At 39.8% G+C, this 20,537-nt stretch carries 15 protein-coding genes; 11 read left to right on the top strand and 4 right to left on the bottom strand.

All coding sequences use genetic code 11. The annotated features are described in order from the left end of the window. Positions 1–629: 629 nt before the first annotated feature. The 7 genes from B9Y87_RS17005 to B9Y87_RS16975 all read left to right on the top strand — a co-directional run bounded on the left by B9Y87_RS17005 (position 630) and on the right by B9Y87_RS16975 (position 8,771). Complete coding sequence (locus B9Y87_RS17005; protein ID WP_085500160.1) at positions 630–1,259, top strand: phosphoribosyltransferase; 630 nt, start codon at positions 630–632, stop codon at positions 1,257–1,259. A 172-nt stretch (positions 1,260–1,431) separates the two neighbouring features. Next, positions 1,432–2,430 (top strand): TRAP transporter substrate-binding protein, encoded by a 999-nt coding sequence (locus B9Y87_RS17000; RefSeq protein WP_217807533.1) that lies wholly within the window; start codon positions 1,432–1,434, stop codon positions 2,428–2,430. A 4-nt stretch (positions 2,431–2,434) separates the two neighbouring features. Beyond that, the gene (locus B9Y87_RS16995; RefSeq protein ID WP_085500158.1) at positions 2,435–2,899 is read left to right on the top strand and encodes a TRAP transporter small permease; all 465 of its coding nucleotides are present in this window, start codon (positions 2,435–2,437) and stop codon (positions 2,897–2,899) included. Beyond that, positions 2,896–4,170, top strand: coding sequence for a TRAP transporter large permease (locus tag B9Y87_RS16990; protein ID WP_085500157.1), 1,275 nt, complete (start codon positions 2,896–2,898; stop codon positions 4,168–4,170). The genes B9Y87_RS16995 and B9Y87_RS16990 overlap by 4 nt, the downstream gene beginning before the upstream one ends. A gap of 90 nt (positions 4,171–4,260) precedes the next feature. Beyond that, complete coding sequence (locus B9Y87_RS16985) at positions 4,261–5,304, top strand: Gfo/Idh/MocA family oxidoreductase (protein ID WP_085500156.1); 1,044 nt, start codon at positions 4,261–4,263, stop codon at positions 5,302–5,304. 378 nt (positions 5,305–5,682) lie between these two features. Continuing rightward, a complete protein-coding gene (locus B9Y87_RS16980; protein ID WP_085500155.1) occupies positions 5,683–7,128 on the top strand; it encodes a tagaturonate reductase in 1,446 nt (481 codons plus the stop codon). A 32-nt stretch (positions 7,129–7,160) separates the two neighbouring features. Beyond that, positions 7,161–8,771, top strand: coding sequence for a UxaA family hydrolase (locus tag B9Y87_RS16975; RefSeq protein WP_085500154.1), 1,611 nt, complete (start codon positions 7,161–7,163; stop codon positions 8,769–8,771). Between the two features lie 72 nt (positions 8,772–8,843). On the opposite strand, the gene B9Y87_RS16970 is transcribed toward B9Y87_RS16975, so the two are convergent. Next, on the bottom strand, positions 8,844–9,872 hold the full coding sequence (locus tag B9Y87_RS16970) for a LacI family DNA-binding transcriptional regulator (protein ID WP_085500153.1): 1,029 nt from the start codon (positions 9,870–9,872) through the stop codon (positions 8,844–8,846). 315 nt (positions 9,873–10,187) lie between these two features. On the opposite strand from B9Y87_RS16970, the gene B9Y87_RS16965 reads away from it, so the two are divergent. Both B9Y87_RS16965 and B9Y87_RS16960 read left to right on the top strand, forming a co-directional pair. After that, a complete protein-coding gene (locus tag B9Y87_RS16965) occupies positions 10,188–11,207 on the top strand; it encodes a pectinesterase family protein (RefSeq protein WP_085500152.1) in 1,020 nt (339 codons plus the stop codon). Positions 11,208–11,215: 8 nt separating this feature from the next. Next, on the top strand, positions 11,216–12,001 hold the full coding sequence (locus B9Y87_RS16960; RefSeq protein ID WP_085500151.1) for a rhamnogalacturonan acetylesterase: 786 nt from the start codon (positions 11,216–11,218) through the stop codon (positions 11,999–12,001). 43 nt (positions 12,002–12,044) lie between these two features. Here B9Y87_RS16960 and B9Y87_RS16955 read toward each other — a convergent pair whose 3' ends face one another. Genes B9Y87_RS16955 through B9Y87_RS16945 form a run of 3 tightly spaced genes read right to left on the bottom strand, consistent with a single transcriptional unit; the run spans position 12,045 to position 16,857 of the window. After that, positions 12,045–12,989: an alpha/beta hydrolase gene (locus tag B9Y87_RS16955; RefSeq protein ID WP_085500150.1), complete on the bottom strand. Its 945-nt coding sequence runs from the start codon at positions 12,987–12,989 to the stop codon at positions 12,045–12,047. Continuing rightward, positions 12,986–14,110, bottom strand: a complete 1,125-nt coding sequence (locus B9Y87_RS16950) for a glycoside hydrolase family 88/105 protein (RefSeq protein ID WP_085500149.1) — start codon at positions 14,108–14,110, stop codon at positions 12,986–12,988. Before B9Y87_RS16950 ends, B9Y87_RS16955 begins: the two co-directional genes overlap by 4 nt. Before the next feature lie 11 nt (positions 14,111–14,121). Next, a complete protein-coding gene (locus tag B9Y87_RS16945) occupies positions 14,122–16,857 on the bottom strand; it encodes a glycosyl hydrolase (RefSeq protein WP_245808732.1) in 2,736 nt (911 codons plus the stop codon). Positions 16,858–17,414: 557 nt separating this feature from the next. On the opposite strand from B9Y87_RS16945, the gene B9Y87_RS16940 reads away from it, so the two are divergent. Both B9Y87_RS16940 and B9Y87_RS16935 read left to right on the top strand, forming a co-directional pair. After that, positions 17,415–18,698 carry a DUF4861 domain-containing protein gene (locus tag B9Y87_RS16940; protein ID WP_085500148.1) on the top strand — a complete coding sequence of 428 codons (1,284 nt, stop codon included), beginning with the start codon at positions 17,415–17,417 and terminating at the stop codon, positions 18,696–18,698. Beyond that, positions 18,699–20,084: a glycoside hydrolase family 88/105 protein gene (locus tag B9Y87_RS16935; protein WP_245808731.1), complete on the top strand. Its 1,386-nt coding sequence runs from the start codon at positions 18,699–18,701 to the stop codon at positions 20,082–20,084. Positions 20,085–20,537: the final 453 nt, after the last annotated feature.

The raw sequence follows: 20,537 nt of genomic DNA, 5'->3' as shown, positions 1-20,537 counted from the left end.
GAAGAAGGGTCTTTTCTCCTGCCCGACGGCAAGGCGGGTTTGTTTCGTTTTATTCATGGCCTTTCTATTTTATAATAAGGTATTCATGAACCTCCTGCGTCGGTTTCATTGGAAAACAAAGAAATCGAAGATTCACGAAATCCGATAAAAACAATAACAACCCATTGAGTAAAATGAAAGAATGATTTAATCGTTGGTTTTTCTAGATTGCTCCTATTAATTAAAACTATTGTTCAAAAAACATGAGTGATCAAATTAATCCCAATTTTACATAAACACAACAATTGTTCCTGATCCCAAAATCCACCGAATCTTATTTTACATTTCCTACAGCCTTATTCCCCACTATATCCCAAAATATGAAATTTCCGATTACTTAAGGGATAAACATATGACCAATGTCATAGCGATTCCCTATAATTTAGCTTATTTTATTGTACTTGTTTAAGCTCCCATAGTTCTCATTTCTTTCTGCCAATAGATGCAGGATAGAAAAATCGACCCTATAGGAAACCTTAATGCGATCCTAGAATAAGTGCACTTTCTAAGCACGATAATACATAGAGAAAGCGGCAGAACTCTCCGCATCCAGGTTTAAAAAATAGCCGATAACTAAAAAACCACAACAAATGTTTAAGGACAGAATAGATGCAGGACTCCAACTAGCTGAAAAGCTAAAGAGATATAAAGACAAAGAGAATGTAGTGATTTTGGCCATCCCAAGGGGTGGGCTGCCATTGGGAGCTATTGTAGCCAAATCATTAAACGCAAAATTGGATGTTGCCCTTTCCAAGAAAATAGGCCATCCGTTCAACAAGGAATTTGCCATCGGGGCCGTTAGTCTCAACAATATAATCCTAGACGATGACATTGAAATTTCAATCAGTTATATCGAGAAAGAAAAGAAACGACTTCGCGAAAAACTTAAAAAAAGACTGGCCCTGTATTATAGGAATAGGTCGCCCATAGCCTTAAAGGATAAAATCGTAGTCATTATTGACGATGGTATCGCCACAGGGAATACCATAAGGGTCACCGCACAACTGGTCTATGACCGAAGGCCGGAAAAAATTGTGATCGCCATACCGGTAGCCCCTAAATCAACAGTACAAAAATTAAATTTAGCCTCCTATATTGATGAAGTGGTTTGCTTGGAGACACCCTTCAATTTTCAGGCCGTAGGACAATTTTATATGGATTTTGATCAGGTGTCCGATGAAGAAGCCATTAAAATTTTGGAAGAATTTTATGCTCAATAAAATTTACGAAATGCTCCAAGGATTTATTTTAACATTGGAACACGAGACATGCCAAAAGGTTTGCCCTATTCACCGTAATCCATATTTTTCCGGACTGTGCCCAAGTAACTTTGATCGCAGTAACAACTAAATAGTTATATTTATAAGGAATAACCAATTTAGGACCAAAACCATGAAATATCCACTTCGGATGGCTCGTTTCCAGGCTAAAATAATAATGCCTATTTTCCTCATATTTCTCTTCACCCAATGTGAAACACGAAAAAAAGAACCAGAGTTTTTGATGCGGACCGCCCTGTTGGTCAATGAAGGCCATACCTGGTACAAGGCCTTTGCCCATTTTGCAGAAATTGTGGAAGAACGTTCCAAAGGACGCATCAAGGTGGAATTATACCCCTCTGAACAATTGGCCAAGGAAATTGAGGCTATTCGACTTATACAGGCAGAGGTTATCGATATGACCACCACAGGGTCTACTTTGACCAATTGGTTCGAGGTGGCCACATTTTGTGAACTGCCTTTCCTAATGCGCGACTCTACCGATATGAACCGCTATATTAATGGTCCGGTAGGGAAATTAATGGAAGAGGAAATGATAAAAAAGGCAGGCTTACGCGCCCTAGGCCATTTTGAAAGGGGCCCAAGGCATTTAACATCCAATAGACCCATACGGCACCCGGACGACCTAAAAGGTCTTATTATTAGGGTTCCAAATGTGCCCGCATTCGTTACCACATGGAGCGCACTGGGTGCCAAACCAACTCCCATGGCATTTTCCGAAGTGTTTACTTCACTTCAACAAGGCACCATAGAGGCCCAGGAAAATCCGTTTGCCATGATACATAACGCAGGTTTCTCCGAGGTACAAAAATACCTCAACCTAACAGGACATGTTATTAGTTGGGTATACCCTGTAGTTGGCGAAAAGCAATTTCAAAAGCTGCCCCCGGACCTTCAGGAAATCTTTCTACAGGCAGGTAAGGAAATGCAGCACTACGAACACCGGCTCTATCTGGAAAACGAAAAAAATGTTCAGAATGAACTGAAGGCAGAGGGTATGCAATTTATAGAAGTGGACAAAGAAGCCTTTGCAAAAAAAAGTGAAAAGGCCATTTATGAAAGCCTCTCCCCGGAAATTCAAAAAATATACAAAGAACTAAAAAAAGAATAAGACAATGCTAAATAAAACCGTTGGCCGCCTGTTAAAAATGGGGACCTTATTAAGTACATATGGCCTGTTGTTCACTGTTCTACTTCAGATAATTTGTCGTTTTACGCCCATGAACACCCCAGCTTGGACAGAGGAGGCCTCTCGTATATTCTTTATTTATGCTATGTCTTTCGCCTCAGGTCTGGCAATGAAGAATGAGTTTTATGTGCATTTGGACATGTTTTACGAGCGTTTTCCAGAAAGGATCAAGAAAACATTAAACCTGGCAGTACCCTCAATTACCCTCATTCTTTTTGTTGTCATGGCCGTATACGCCATTAAATTCATCATTTTGGGAATACCTGAAAAATCCCCGAGTATGGGCTTCAATATGGGTATTGCCTTCTTTAGCATATTTATCATGTCCACATCCATAGGTTATTACTTGCTCATAAAAATTATGAAAATTATTAAAAAATCTAGACCATGATTTGGATATTGGTTATCGTTTTTATTCTTGGTCTTGTACTTCGCTTTCCCATTGCCTTCGCATTAGGGCTTGCCTGTTTAAGTTATTTGGTTGTAAAAGGGGTCCCTTTGATCATTGTACCCATGAAAATGTACTCTGGCATTGATGTCTTTGTACTGTTAAGTGTTCCTGGATTCATCCTTGCAGGAAATCTCATGAACCAAGGTGGGCTCACTGAAAAAATTATTAAGTTCTGCAACCACCTGTTAGGTCATATTCGCGGGGGACTTTCCTTGGTCAATATTGGTGCTTCCATGCTTTTTGCCGGAATTTCTGGTACAGCCATTTCGGATACGGCCAGTATGGGCTCCATTATGATTCCTGCCATGAAAAAGGAAGGCTACGATACGGACTTTTCATGTGCCGTTACAGCAGCCTCCTCTACCATAGGGCCCATAATCCCCCCAAGTGTACCCATGATCATAGCGGCGACCTTGAGCGGGTTGTCTGTAGGAAAATTGTTTTTGGCAGGAGCACTCCCAGGTTTGTTATTGGGGGTAGGTCTTATGTTCACTGCCTATTTCATATCCAAACGCAAAAAATACCCAAAACATAAACGCAGTAGTCTAAGGGATGTGGCAGGCAGTTTTGTAGATACGTTTTGGTCGCTCTTAATGACATTTATCATCCTATATGGCATTGTAGGCGGAATATTTACCCCAACGGAAGCCTCGATTATTGCTGTAGTCTATGCTATGATTATTGGAAAGTTCGTTTATAAAAAATTGAATTTGAAAAATACCCAGGTTATTGTGCTCGACAGTATGAAGACTTCCGCCTCCCTGATGGTCTTAGTGGGTTTTGCCAATCTTTTTGGATATATATTGATTACGGAGCAAATTCCGCAAGAGATCTCCAAGGAAATCTTGGGATTCTCAGACAATAAATATGTGGTTTTACTACTGATCAATATGTTGTTGATCGTGGTAGGCACCTTTATGGAGACCATCGCCGCCTTATTGATACTTTTTCCGATACTACTTAAAGTAGCTGTTGCGGTGGATGTTGACCCCATACATTTTGCCGTAATAGCCGTGCTGAATTTAATTATAGGGTTAACGACCCCACCTGTTGGGGTCTGCCTTTTTGTGGCTTCCAGTATTGGAAAGATTTCCATAGGTGCCGTTAGTAAAGCTGGCCTGCCATTTTTGTTGGTCAGTTTTCTAGTATTGATTTTGGTCACCTTGTTTCCATCGTTATCACTGGCATTGCCCAATCTTTTTATAGATTGACCCGGAAAGTTCCGAATCCATTGTTAAATTTATCCGGAATAGATCAGTAGTATTCAAAATTTATATGTAATTATTAAAAAATCTAAACCAATGATACCAATAAACACAGCCTTATGTTCCTTCGGAATGAGTGGATACGTTTTTCACGCTCCCTTCATTGAGGTGCACCCAGCGTTCAATTTATACGGGGTTTGGGAGAGGACCAAGAACAACGCCCAGGCCAAATATCCAAATATTAAAACCTTCCGCAGCTTGGAAGAAATGTTGGCAGACCAAAATATTGAACTGGTAGTAGTGAATACACCTAGTGTTACCCATTATGATTTTACCAAACAGGTCATTAATTCAGGAAAAAATGTAGTTGTGGAAAAGCCTTTTACTGCCACTGTAAAGCAAGCAGAAGAACTGATACAGCTGGCCAAAGAAAAAAATGTAACACTTTCTGTATACCACAATAGAAGATATGACAGTGATTTTAAAACCGTGAAAAAAGTCTTGGATGAGGGATGGTTGGGAAACATTGTTGAAGCGGAAATCCATTATGATCGTTATGACCCGGGGCTGAGTTACAAGGTTCATAAGGAAATACCCACGGCCGCCGTTGGAAGTATATATGACCTAGGTTCACATTTAATAGATCAGGCATTGATGTTGTTTGGTATGCCGAAGGCCGTCTACGGCGATCTGGATACCTTTCGCCCCAATTCCAAAGTTGGGGATTATTTTGATGTAAAATTGTTCTACAGCAGCCATAGGGTAATATTGAAATCCAGCTACTATGTTCGTGAAGCCTTGCCCGGAAATATTCTACACGGTACCAAGGGCTCTTTCATTAAATCCAAAGCGGATATTCAGGAGGCAGAGCTCCAGGCCGGAAAAATACCCGGGTCAAAGGATTGGGGAGCCGAACCGGATAAGGAAAAAGGATTGTTGCATACCGAGAAAGAAGGTAAAATAATTAGGGAACATATACCTACGCTAAATGGGGATTATATGGAATATTATGAAGGTATTTACCAAGCCTTGCGAAATAATGGGTCCGTACCGGTTACAGGAACGGAAGGAATGAATGTAATTAGAGTAATTGAAGCAGCCCTACTAAGTAACAAGGAAAAGAAAGTAATCCAATTATAAATGATGTAGGCTAAAGTCTTTAGCAGTTAATGGTGGTTGGCTTTGATTGTATTGTAAGTGGTCAAGACATCCTAGTTGAACCAACTATCCTATACATGTTCCATGATTTGGATACGGTGAGAAAATACCATGTGTACCTCTTCCAATTTACAGCCGGTACTCCATTGTTTAAAACAAAAACTTCCGAAGCGGAAAAGAAATAAGTTGGATATAAAATAATTTATAGTACTTTTGTGTAATCGATTACATTGTAACAATACGAGGACCACAAAAAGTTTTAAAACCCACTTCCCAAACATTGGATACCGGAAAAAATACCCAGTAGAATAAGATGTGAATAACCATAAATGGCCAATATCAACCTATAATTTTGAACACATGAATTTATTAAACAGAACAATAACCAATTTAGAATCTACCCCACCAATTAAGGTCGTACAATTTGGAGAAGGAAACTTTTTAAGAGCCTTTGTAGACTATGCCTTCCAAAAACTAAATGAGGAAGCCAATTTTGATGCGGGCATAGCGGTGGTACAGCCCATAGACCGAGGTTTGGTAAAAATGCTAAACGACCAAGATGGACTATACACCCTGTTCCTAAAAGGTATACAGAAGGGCAAAGAGATTCAACTTAAACAACTCATTACCAATATTGTAAAAGGAATAGACCCTTACAGCAATTTTAAGGACTACTTAAGTTTGGCCAAGGAGGAGCAACTTCAGTTTATTATTTCCAATACTACCGAAGCCGGTATAGCTTATGTTGACACCGATTCATTGGACATGCAGCCCCCAACTTCATTTCCTGCCAAATTAACGGTCCTTTTGTATGAACGTTTTAAATATTTTAAAGGGGATGCCAATAAGGGCCTGACCATAATTCCTTGTGAATTGATCAATTACAATTCGGATACACTTAAGGAAATAATTATAAAATACTCAGATGATTGGAAACTGGGCGAAGATTTTAAAACTTGGCTCAACCAACACTGCTCCTTCCATAACACATTGGTAGACCGCATTGTACCCGGTTATCCCAAGGATGAAATTGAGGCATACAATTCCCAACTCTCCTACAAGGATAATTTAATTGTTGCGGCAGAAACATTTTTTCTTTGGGTAATTGAAGGCGATGATAAACTAAAAGAAAAATTACCCTTTTACAAAACAGATCTAGACGTAAAGATAGTAGAGGACATGCAGCCTTATAGAACCAGAAAGGTTAGAATCCTAAACGGTGCCCATACCGCCATGGTACCATTTTCTTTATTGTACGGCAATACAACCGTTAAACAAACCGTAGACAATGATTTTACAGGTGCCTTTGTAAATAACGCCATCTTCAACGAGATAAACCAGACCCTTCCAATGGATAAAAAGGAGCTGGACAGCTTTGCCGAAGAAGTTTTGGACCGCTTTAGGAACCCGTTTATTATCCATAATCTATCCAGTATAGCACTCAATTCCATTTCTAAATTTAAGGTAAGGGTATTGCCAAGTTTATTGGAGTATGTAGTGCGCAATAAAAAATTACCAACCAACCTAACCTTCGCCTTTGCAGCTTTAATTAGATTTTATAAAGGAACCTGGAAGGGTGGTGATCTGCCCGTTAACGACAGTGCTGAAATAGTAGATGACTTTGCCGAAATATGGAAGTCCAATAATTATGGGCAAATAGCTACAAAAGCCTTGGGCAATACTAGCTATTGGGGAGAGGATCTAAACCATATTGAAAACCTTGCCAATGCAGTTGCATTGGCCCTTGAAGAAATTGACACCAACGGCATAGAAGTAGGCTTTGCCAATTTTAGCAAAATATATTAAGCTTTAAAAAAAATGAACTATACCTCATTACAATGAAAAGTAAAATTATAAAAGTAAATTCATCGGATAACGTTGCCGTTGCTTTGGTGAATTTAAAGGCGGGAGAGGTAATATCTTTTGAAGGCCAAGAAATCACCGTGCTTTCGGATATCAAGTCCAAACACAAAATTGCCTTGCAAAAATTTGAATCCGGGGATAGGATCACAATGTACGGAGTACTTGTAGGAAGTGCCAATGGCATTATTGAAAAAGGAGATGTACTCACCACCGAAAATGTTAAGCACCAAAGTGAAAAAGTTTTTGGAAAAACCGAAACCATTGGTTGGACCGCCCCCAATGTGGAAAAATGGAAGGACAGAACATTCCTAGGGTACCATCGGGAAGACGGACAGGTTGGTACCGAAAATGTATGGCTGTTTTTTCCATTGGTTTTTTGTGAAAACAGGAACATAGAAATCCTAAAGGAAGTTTTTGAAAAGGAACTTTTAAAGCAAAAAGTGAATCCGCATCAAATGTTGCTTCGTTCCTTGGTGAACAATACACCGGAAGAAGCTTTGGTTGAAAACAATTCCTATAATGTTTTCGATAATATTGATGTAAAATTTATAACCCACCCTGGGGGCTGTGGTGGTATAAGGCAAGATTCCGAAAGTTTGGCCAAATTATTGGCGGGCTACGTAAACAATCCCAATGTGGCTGGTGCCACGGTATTGAGCTTGGGCTGCCAGAACCTGCAGATAAGTGTTTTTAAGGAAGCCTTGAACTCCATTAACCCCAACCTGAACAAACCGGTACTCATATTTGAGCAACAACAAATGGGTACCGTCGATGATATGTTATCGGCCATTGTAAAAGAGTCCTTTGAAGCCATTAAAAAGGCTAATAATGCCGAGCGTAAACCAGCTCCATTATCCAAATTACGGGTTGGATTGGAATGTGGTGGATCGGACGGTTTTTCCGGTATATCGGCGAATCCTACTCTGGGAGCAGTTTCGGATTTATTGGCGGCACTTCATGGTACGGCCATACTGTCCGAATTTCCGGAGCTATGTGGGGTAGAACAGGAACTGGTAAACCGATGTGTGGATGATGACAAGGGACAGAAATTTTTAAAGCTAATGAAGGCCTATGAAAAATCGGTGGTGGATGCAGGTTCAGGTTTTGACATGAATCCATCACCTGGAAATATTAAGGACGGCTTAATTACCGATGCGATGAAATCGGCCGGGGCCGCAAAAAAAGGGGGCACCTCCCCGGTACAGGATGTATTGGATTATGGGGAATACATTACCAAACCCGGCCTAAATCTACTGTGTACCCCCGGAAACGATGTGGAAAGTACTACGGCCATGGTTGGTTCAGGAGCCAACGTGGTACTATTTACGACCGGTTTGGGCACCCCGACAGGAAATCCAATTGCCCCCATTATAAAAGTTTCTTCCAATACGGAACTTATGGAAAGAATGCCCGATATAATCGATATTGAAACCGGAGCGGTAATAAGAGGTGAAAAGACCATTGAGGAAATGGCAGAGGAAATGTTGAACTTTATTATCGATGTGGCCAGTGGCAAGATTCAAACCAAGGCAAAATTACTCAATCAAAACGATTTTATTCCTTGGCGCAGAGGGGTATCTTTATAATAATTGTTAAACAACTGCCCTAATTAGCAAATAATGGAAGGTTGAAGAATTGAAATAATTTCTTCAACCTTTCTATTTTTTTGAAGATGATCTCCTAACAATCAACTCCGGGGTAAGCACTATATTCTGTGTTGTTTTGACATCTTCTGTATGGCCCACTTCTTCCAAAAAAACTTGGGCAGCCTTTCTTCCCATATCAAGCGGAAATTGATCTACCGTACTTATGGTCGTGAGCTCCATAAATCTAGTGAAAGGTTCATTGGAAAAACCTACAACGCACATATCCTCTGGAATATTAAATCCACTTTCCTTTATTTCCTGAATAGCTCCCAAGGCAGCAAAATCGCTTGAAGAAAAAATAGCATCCGGGGGTGCTTCCATGTCCAAAAGTAACCTTGCTGCCCTTCTGCCATCCTGCACGTTACTCTGTGTTTCAATGACCAAGCTTTCATCAAATTCAATTCCATTATCCAACAAGGCTTGTCTGTAACCTAAATACCTATTTCTAAATATTTCAAAATTCCTATCGTTGGACAAATGTGCTATGCGCTTGCAACCCTGGTCCAACAAATGTTTGGTTGCGTCGTAACCCCCTTTAAAATCATCTATGGTTACAGAACTGATCCCCTTAATATCCTTCTTCCTATCAAAAAAGACCAATGGCGTCTTTTTATTTTTTAAAAGTTTATTTAACCCCTTGTTCGCCTCCAGATTGGCATTGGAAATAGACATTAATATACCATCAACTTGTACATTTACGAGCGAGTTTATTTTTTCGTTTTCTATATTTTCCTGGTTATGGGTCTGACAGATTATTACATGGTAACCCTTGGGATACAATTCTTCTTCAATACCACGTATCACCGAAGAAAAGAAATTACTATCTATTCTTGGAACAATAACCCCTACATTATAACTCTTGCCACTTTTTAGGGCCAAAGCCAGCTTATTTTGTTCATAATTCATTTCCAAGGCAGTCTCCAGAACCAGCTTCCGCGTATTAAAACTTATTTTGGTATTGTTGTTTAGGGCCCTAGAGACGGTTGCAGCAGTGAGACCTAGTTTTGCTGCTATGTCATATATGGTCGTTTTCTTTTTCATGAAATATCTACTTGTTTATTATAACAATACCGATGTTGTTTACTAAAAATTAATAACTGCATGCGCTTTTAAAACAGAATCCAGTTTAAAAATAGGCGCAAAATTAAAGGATATAAACAACACATTTCAAATATAGGATCAATACATGGTATATTCTTCACCTATAACCGCATTAAAGCCTCCAATCGATCCCTGTTTTGAAAAATAATCTTGACAAGATATAATATTTTATCTATATTCATGTAATCGATTACAATTAGGTTTTAAATTCCACAACCAATAGGACTTAACACCTACCTTACCAACAGAGGCATCATGCAAAGACCGTTTTCAATCACACTGCTCCTCCTGACGTTTTTTGTGGCGTCAACCCTTACTGCTCAAAATAAATCAAAAAATGGTTCTATATCCAATAAGGGCTTCAACATAACTGTTGCCAAGGATGGTAGTGGAGATTTTACTACAATTCAGGAAGCCATTAATTCTGCCAAAGCCTATCCAGACCAAAGGGTAGTCATCCATATAAAGAGTGGGGTGTACTATGAGAAGGTACATGTTTATTCATGGAATCCAAAAATATCGCTGATCGGGCAGGATATAGCCAGTACCATAATTACCTATGACGACTATTTTGACAAGATTGATCTGGGTAGGAACAGCACTTTTCACACCCCTACCCTTCTTGTGGAGGGCAATGATTTTTATGCCACCAACCTCACCATCCAAAATACGGCAGGGGCCGTTGGGCAAGCAGTTGCCCTTGCTGTTAATGCTGACAGGGCCCTTGTGGATACCTGTAGGATATTGGGAAATCAAGATACACTGTATACCTCTGGTGAAGGCTTTCAACAGTATTACATAAATTGCTTTATCTCGGGGACCACAGATTTTATTTTTGGCAATGCCACTGCTGTTTTTGAAAATTGTACCGTACATAGTAAATCCAATTCCTTTATTACCGCTGCATCCACGCCAAAAGGGGTAGACTTCGGGTATGTTTTCATTAGTTGCAGGCTTACTGCCGATACTCATGCCACAGAAGTCTATTTAGGAAGACCATGGAGAACCCACGCCAAAACAGTTTTTATTAATTGTTCCATGGGTGCACATATTCTTCCCCTTGGATGGGACAATTGGTCCAACAAAGAAGCTGAAAAACAATCTTTCTATGCCGAGTACAACTGTATTGGACCGGGATACAAGCCATCCCAGAGGGTTTCATGGAGCCACCAATTAACAAAAAAACAGGCTAAAAAATACACCTCAAAAAAAATCTTGGGAGGAAAGGGCCATGGCCAACACACGGATTGGTATCTACAATTTAAAGCTCAATAAACTTAAATATGAAAAACATCCTTCTTTTCATTCTATTTGTTTTTTCATCTACGGTAAGCGGTCAGAACAATAGCCAAAACCATACCATTGGTAATTTCCAGACCTCCGATTCAATAGGTCTGTCCCAAAAGAAAACATGCCTCTATCTAATTGGTGATTCTACTATGGCAGACAAGCCAGACCCAGAGCATAATCCGGAACGTGGTTGGGGACAGATGCTTCCTAAGTTATTAACCAATGCGGTGGTTGTTAAAAACCACGCCGTAAACGGCAGAAGCAGTCGAAGTTTTATTCAGGAAGGCCGATGGCAAAAAGTATTGGATTCCTTACATCCCAAAGACTATGTTTTTATCCAATTTGGCCATAATGACCAAAAGTCCCAAGATTCAACACGGTATACCAACCCATTTACCCAATACCGTTATAACCTTGAACGTTTTGTTAACGAAACCAGAAGTAAAGGGGCCTTCCCTATTCTTTTCACTTCCATAACAAGGAGAAATTTTAACGAACAGGGGGTTTTGGTGGACACCCATGGAGCATATCCTTTGGTGACCAGAATGGTGGCAAAGGATTTATTAGTGCCATTTATAGACTTACAATTGTTAACGGAACAATTGGAAATATCTTATGGTGTTGAAGGATCCAAAAAACTCCATCTTCATTTTGCCCCAGGAGAAAATGCCTATAGGCCAACCGGTGTTGAGGACAATACCCATCTATCCGTAACTGGAGCAACCTTGGTTGCCCAACTAGCCCTTGATGAAATGGAAAAGCAACAAATAAAATTCTAAACGAATACAAGTAAGAATGGGCTAGAATATTTAACACCTTCCCTTACTTGGCCATATTATTGTTTATCAACCAATGTTTCAAGGATTCTGGCCAATACTGATTGGTACCTTCCCTGCCCAATCCAAAACCATGCCCTCCATTTTCATAAATATGTAACTCTGCAGGAACATTATTCCCTTTAAGTTTAAGCAAGTAATTAATACTATTTTCCACAGGAACGGCCTTATCATCAAGAGCATGTACTAGAAAAGTTGGAGGTGTCCTGGCATCTATTTGCTTTTCATTGGAATATGTATCTAACAAGTCAGCACTTACATTTTCTCCCAACAAATTTTTTCTGGAACCATTGTGTGTAATGCCATCCTCCATGGATATTACCGGATAGATCAAAATGGAAAAATCCGGGCGGGCACTTAGGGGTTGGGAATCATACACTTTTTCATTGTAATGGGTGGAAAGCGTGGAAGCAAGATGACCGCCAGCTGAAAAGCCCATAATTCCTATTTTGTTGGGATCTAGCTTCCATTTAACGGCATTGCGCCTTACCAACCTAATGGCTTCCTGTGCATCTTGTAAAGGCCCTATAGATTTATCTTTCATAATCAAATCATTGGGCAATCGATATTTTAAAACGAATGCCGAAACCCCTATACTATTAAACCATTTAGCTACCTTGTAACCTTCCTTGTTGATGGCCAAATGCGAATAACCCCCTCCTGGGCAAATAACCACGGCAACTCCACTGGATTCATTTCCATCTACCAAATAGGCCGTCAAAGTAGGTGTGGAAACTTTACTAATTCCACTAACCTCCTTGGCATCACCAGAAGTAACTATCTCTTTATACTCCTTATTCTGAATTGAATTAGGTACCCCATTCGGCCAAACGGGTAGAACTTCCTGAGCATATAATGTTACCTCTCCATAAAAAGTAAACCATAAAATTGTTAAATAGGTAAATAATTTTACTCCACTTATCGGAATCATATCTTCATTTTATAAATTTCGCTTCCTGCCAACAAAAAACAACCTAGTCCAAAGTCCTCAAAATCTGGGACTTTATCATAGGATAAGGGCTGACCATCTTTTGGTTCTTTACCCGTAGATTGCAAATACCCCAAAAATCCATTGGCATGCAAGCCTTCCGTGGTCATGGCAACCCAACCCTTTTCTATTATAGGGAGGTAGGTCTCTTTATCTAAAATTCCATTGTTCACCCCATAGGCCATCCCATAAATAAACAGGGCGGTGCCCGATAGTTCCTTTCCCCCATAATGCTTGGGGTCGTGCAAACTAACATTCCAAAAGCCGTCTTTTCTCTGGATGGGAACCAAGGCTTCCGCCATGGATTTAAGGTCCTTAATATACTGATCTCTATGGGGAGCATTTTCGGGGATAATACTCAAAACTTTTGCCAAGGCAGCAATTACCCATCCGTTTCCGCGACTCCAGTAGGTATCCTCTCCATTGGGTTCAGTGTATGGTGGATCAAAATCGGCATCGCGCCACCATAATCCATCTTTAGGGTTAAATAACCCATTATCGCCATGTTTATTACGCGTATACATATACATCCCGTGCATTTTCTCATAATAGCGATTGTCCTTCTCCAAAACGCCCAATTTAGCAAATACGGGCATTCCCATTTGAATAGCATCTATCCAAGACCAATCATCCAATTGCGGGGTATTCAGCAGCATATTGATACAGGCCTTGGTATTCTTTAATTTTTTGGGGTCCGGCTCCAAATTATAAAGATCTATATAGGTCTGGGCGGCGCAGTAATCATCTGCGTTGCGATTGGCATTGCCATTTCTAAAACCCCACTCGTGAAATTCCGCCCAATCCAAGGCATAATTATAATACGCTTCCTTAGGGTAAATTTCATGTAATGCCATTAGGCCTTCATAATATACTCCCCGAGTCCAAATATTGCTCGGCCGTTCCCTGTTGGTAATGATCGTTTTGCCCACATCTGGCCATTTGTTCATAAAATATTCATTGGCCAGTTGCATTTGCTCCAATACCTTGGACTTATCGGTAATTTGGGCAAATATTGATTGCATAGAAATAGCCGTAATGCATAAAAACAAGAGTTGGTTTTTCATAATTTCATTTTTTAATTCAATTCCAATGGAGTTAAGGTAACAGGCCCTAAAATGCCGGAGGGCATGGGCTCCCATAACGTTGCGTCAAACTTTTTGTAGTCTTTGTCCACCATGTTTATTTCGTGGAAAATTTTCCATTCTTCCCCTCTTAATTCCTTTGCCCGAATCCTGTTGGCGGACAGGTTTGTAACCTCGAGGGATATTTTGTTATTCCCTTTTTTTAGGGATCCAATAGTAATTTGAAAAGGGTTGGACCATAAGGTTCCTACAAAGACTTCGTTTACCCACACTTTTGCACTTTCCCTTACATCTCCCAATTTTAACAACCAGGCCCCTGTTTTAGTATCTGAATTCTGAAATTCCAATTCATACTTGGCAGTACCGGAAAATTCCCCAGCTGCTTTGCTCAAGGCTGTCCAAGATTCCAATTTTGAAATGGTAATATTTTCAGGTATACTTGGCCCGCCCCGTAAAAAAGATATTTTCCAATCCCCTTTGATCTCATGGGATTCGCCTTTGACTTCAAAATATTCCCAGTCCTTATTGCTTGAATTTTCAGCTGTTATTAAAAATAATGTTTCTCCTGCTTGAATCTGGACTTTAACCAGTGTATTATCTCCTTTATTTACAATTTTGGCCCTCCCAACTTTATCCGTATTGGGGTCAAATATTTCCACCTCCTTGTAACTACCATTTATTGGAATAAATTGATCCACACTTTTCGAAGTATGATTTACTAGATAATAAATTTTATTGCCATCATGGTCCCTTCGTAAATATTTTAAACCAGTTTCAACCAATAGCTCTGGCTCAACCTGTGCATTTTCCAAATCGATGAATATATTTTCCGACGGATTAACCAGTGATTTATTATCCAATAGCAATTGCTGCATTTTACTATGTTGCAATTTATAGTCCTTAAACCCTGGTACGGTTTCTGGGAGATTTTGAAAAATGATATTTGCACCCTGTTTTTTTAGTGATATCAATTTTTTTAAGGTACCCAATGGCAAATACTTACAACTAGGTACGATCATACTTTTATAACTTCCTCCTGGCAATTGTATTTCACCATTTGCAAAGGTTGCCCTTTCTATAAAATTATCCGAAACAAAGTCTACGCCGTATCCTTTTTGCATTAGACTTCTAGTCGTTTCATAAAACGGCTGATTGTGAAGCCATTCCTCCAAGGAATGTATTTTAAACTGAAAAAAGAGTGCACCGTCCAAGTAGCTGTTCCACACATCGTGTACCGGCCAATAGAGTAAAGTTTCGTTATCCGGTTTGCCAGCTTGTAAATAAGATTGACAATTGGTAATATAGGAAAATAATTGTGCTGCGTCCGCTCCTAAAGTAAGATTGGGGTTAAAATTTACCGAAGCATAGAATTTCCATCCCGGCCAGGGGGCGCGATTGGGGGAATAGGTAGTGCCATGTAAAAAAACATGATTTACCCCGCTCAAAAAAAGATCCTCAACTTCGGGTTTACATTGGGAAAGGGCCGTCTTAAAATGATCCCGCAACCAAGTAAAAGTTTCCGATGATGTTAGAGGTTTACCTGCAATATGCGCTGACGAGGATGAGAATTTTAACATTACGGGATCTGCATCACCTTCTCGAATATCTTCTTTTTCCCTACGAAACCCTGGAATTTCATAAGGCATAGAACCAAATGTTTCACACTCGGGAATATCCGCGGAAGCGTATAGATCAATCAAATTCCCTGGTGAACCATGTGCTTGTAGTCGTGATTTAAAACCTTTGCCGTGGGCCCAATCCGTCCATGGATGATCAAAATCCAGCAATAATAAGTCGGACAAGGTTTCCCGGTAATCACTTTTAACCCTATTGCCTTCCTCATTATTATCCTTACTCAATAATAACGGTAGAAAGGGTTTCAGGTCATACCCGCGATACTTTTCAAATGCCTTAAAAAAATTAGGTGTGAAATCGGTTCCATAAACTTCATAACTATCATTAAAAACGGAGCGAATTCTACCTTCAAAACCAGATAATGCTTTATTAAAAGGTTGTACATATGCATTTAGTGCGTGGGTGGAATAATGATCGAGGGTAAAACCACTTCCACCTGGAGCGGCCCGCTTTACTTTTTGTCCGGTTTTACCAACAAATACTGCATAAACAGTGAAATCTTCCTTTTGTGCCTTCCAATCTATCCAGTTCCCACTAAGTTGTGGTGTCAAGTCAATATATGTGCCCTTGTTTCCATAGGCCAACAAATATTGTAAATGGGCAGTTTGTTTTTCTTTATCATCCATGACAAGGATATGCCTCGAAAATTTCTCCCCCTTAGGTACCTCATAGGTTTGCGTTATTAATTTTGTGGCCGCAAATTCCTGAGTTACCTGTGGACCACCATAGGGCCATCCTGTTCCCAGTGTTAAGTCCACCTGCATGCCCAAACTATCCGCTGTCCTAATAGTATAATCGAGCATTTGCATCCATTTAGGGGACAAATGATCCAAAAAATTGTTTTCTTCCCCTTTCACCCCATATATAGGTGCAATTTCCACACCTCCAATCCCCACCTTGTGCAAGTGAATCAAATTCTGTTTTAAATTTAAAGTATCCACTGCACTACCCATCCACCACCAACGCGTCCATGGTTGGGTCTTATTTGTTTTCTCGGGAAATAAGACGTTGCTTTCCTGAGCACTGACAAAGACCGTAGCGATGTAAAATAAAAGAAGGGTTAATCCAATATTTTTAGTTAATACATTATTCACTAGTAAATATCTTTTCAATTCACATTTTAAGCTTAAGGTAATACTATCATTTAACTTAAGCCCTTTTTTAACTTTATTTGCCCAAAAATCCCCTACTAGTCACAACTTTAGGTTGTAATCGATTACCTTGGTGCCGGGATTTAGGATTTATAATTCGCTTTAAATACTAAAAATAACAACTTATTTACCATTTGGCAACCTGTCCCATCCTGTATTCTTCAAAATAAAATGGATTGAAAATGGAGATTGTGCGCTAAATTGAGTTACATTTAGGATACAGTATAGTACAGGATACTGGTACATAACCAATCCATTATCTTTAGTTTTTTGACAACTCTATATTACGTTCTTTTTTTATGTCTTTCTTTCCATTCAAGGTAGTTCCCCTGCTAACAATAAACTTGACTATTATCGAATATCATTACCTCCCATGGGAACCAATTTAGATTAATTGCCGAGTTGGACCATTAGGATGTTTATAATGAATTAAACAGTCCTCTATTTTAAATAATGGGGACCACCTTATAACAGCACTTTTATAACAAAAAGACAACCATATGAAAACATCAGTTTATACCCTATCATTTGTTTTGTTGACTGCATTCACATCCTGTAAAAAGGATGTGGAGAGGGGCCAAGTAATTGAATTGACCAATACATCAGAGGTGGATCTTGTAGACAAGCCCATTTCCGTAGATAAAAAATTACTGAGACCGAAAGACGGCCTTGCCCTATATCCCCTGGTTCTTTTTAATAAGGACACCCTTCCGTCCCAACTAAATGATACGGACAATGATGGGCAGTGGGACGAGCTTTTTTTTGTAACCAATTTTAACCCAAAAGAATCAAAGGAAGTGAGGCTTTTATGGACAGACCAAAAACCATTATACAAAATGAGAACCAGTGTAAGGTTTGGCAAAAGGACCTCTGCAGATACCCCTGTAGAACCTGCCACAAGTGAAACCATGATGGCCAATGAACTTCCCAAAAGTCTAGGCTACCAACAATACCAGACGGATGGGCCTTCTTGGGAAAATGACAAGGTGGGGTTTAGGCATTATTTGGACGGCAGAAATGCAAAAGACCTTTTTGGAAAAAAGACCTCAGGGATATCTCCCGAGGATGTTGGCCTTGACGCGAATGGTGCCGTTGTGGATAACTATCACGTAATGGAAGATTGGGGCAGGGATATTCTTGCCGTTGGCAATTCTGTTGGCTTGGGTGGCTATGCCCTTATGACCGAGAATGAATTTATGAGATTGGGGGTAACCGTAGAAGATTCTATAAACAATGTAGAAAAAACATCGTTTCAAATTGTTGCAGAAGGACCGGTAAAATCTGTGCTATCTTATACATATGACCATTGGATGCCCAATGACAGGACTTATTCGGTCCACGAAACCACTACTATTTGGCCAGGGATGTATGGCTTTAAAAATAAGGTTGCGGTATCTGGCCTAAAGGGAGACGAATATTTGGCGGTTGGTCTTGTAAACATTAATACGGATAAAGAATTGGGCATTTTTGATGATAATAGTAAATATGTGATTTTGTACACTCATGACCGGCAGACCTACGATAAGGAATGGTGGCTGGGAATGGCACTTATTGTACCCAAGGATAAATTTATAGGGCATACGGAAGCCCCCAAAATTGGTAATCTTTCCAACAGTTATTTGGCCAAACTTAAAATAAGTAACAACCAGCCTACAAGCTACTATGCCATTGCCGGCTGGGAGCTAAGTAACGAAAGGTTTGCGGACGAAACCTATTTTACAGATTATTTGAAAAAGCTGGCCCGTCAACTTTCAGCTGAAATCAATATAGAAATAAAAAATTAATTGAAGCCCGAAAAAGAAATGGATATATCTAAATATACAAATCTCAAAAAATTGGCAATAGTGTTATTGGCAGTAACTGTTCAAACAGCAATAATGGCACAAGAGCCTGCCAATGATGTAACAACCCCATTGCATTTGCTGCAGCCCGATTATCCCACGCCCTACGGAGCCAAAACCATAGAGGAAATCACAGTGACCCTAGACAGGGTCTATAATTTTCTGGATGCATCAACCCCTGCCAAATTGGTTGACAGTAAATCCAATCAAGAAATATCCAATCTAAAAAAACTGGACGAAAACACCATTTTTGCACCTGGTGCATTCCGACTTACCAGTTACGAATGGGGAGTTACCTATGCTGGAATGCTTTTGGCCACGGAAGCTACCGGCAACCCAAAATATGCCAACTATACCAACAAGAGAATTAAGCTCATAGCGGATATTGCCCCCTTTTATAAAGAACAGCTTAGGAAAAACAAAGATTTCCCTTCTCCCATATCATCCGTTCTTGATCCCCATGCTTTGGATGATGCCGGTGCAATTTGTGCAGCCATGATAAAAGTGGAAAGGGCAGGCCTTAAAGCCGACCTAAGACCGTTGATCGATAATTTTATAGATTATATAAGCCATAGGGAATTTAGGTTTTCCGACGGAACACTAGCCAGGAACAGACCCCAACCCAACACTTTATGGCTAGATGATCTTTTTATGAGTGTTCCGGCATTGGCCCAAATGGGGAAACTTACCGGAGAGGTGAAATATTTTGATGATGCAGTAAAGCAAGTTGCCCAATTTTCCGAAAGAATGTTTAATAAAGCGAATGGATTATACATGCACGGCTGGGTAATGGCTATGGAAGATCACCCACAATATCATTGGGCAAGAGCCAACGGTTGGGCCGTAATGACCATGGTTGAATTGCTGGAAGTATTGCCTAAGAGCCATCCTGGTTATACCTTGGTATTAACACAACTGCAGGATCATATCAAAGGATTGGCCCGCTATCAAAATGGAACAGGGTTTTGGCACCAACTGATAGACCGGAACGATACGTATTTGGAAACCTCCGCAACGGCAATCTACACCTATGCCATAGCAAGGGCAATCAATAGAGGGTATATTGACAGTTTGGCTTATTCCCCAGTGGCATTGTTGGGATGGAATGCGGTTGCCACAAAGGTAAACGCCAAAGGACAGGTTGAAGGGACTTGTGTAGGTACAGGAATGGGTTTTGATCCTGCATTCTATTATTTCAGACCCATCAATGTGTTCGCAGCACATGGTTATGGTCCAGTAATGTTGGCGGGAGCTGAAATAATCCAATTGTTGAAAAATAATGACTTTGAGATAAACGACAGTTCCCTGCAATTGAAAGTAAAAAACTAAATATCACTAAATACCTATTTTTATTTTTTATCCTTAAGGACCAGTGGTTTTAATAGATGCAAAACATCTAAAAACGACCTCAAAAAAATAGAATACTAAATAATATACCTAGCAGAAATGATTGAATTGGATCAAAGTAAACCCTAGTTTCCTAGGGGGATATAAAAAATGCCCTCTACCATGGTTGCATTTGAAGGATTACTTTGATAATGAAAAATCCTAGAGTCATTTTCTTGTATTTTCTCCATTGGCTTTAAGGCTACTTCACCATTCATGTTGCTTCTTGTAAAGCCATTGGCAAAGACACTAGCTTCTAGGAGCTATAAGTTTCCCATATATGGATTGCCATGACTTTTGTAAAAAAAATTGGAATTTTTCTTTAAATATGTCCCCCCAAAAAAAATATTGGACTTTGTAAAAGGCTTAGCCTAGTAAAATCGTAAAATCCCTTTA

The sequence above is a fragment of the Arenibacter troitsensis genome, assembly GCF_900177645.1.
Taxonomy (GTDB): Bacteria; Bacteroidota; Bacteroidia; order Flavobacteriales; family Flavobacteriaceae; genus Arenibacter; species Arenibacter troitsensis.
Note: the sequence above shows the minus strand (reverse complement) of the source record. Positions and strands in the feature narration are given on the sequence as shown.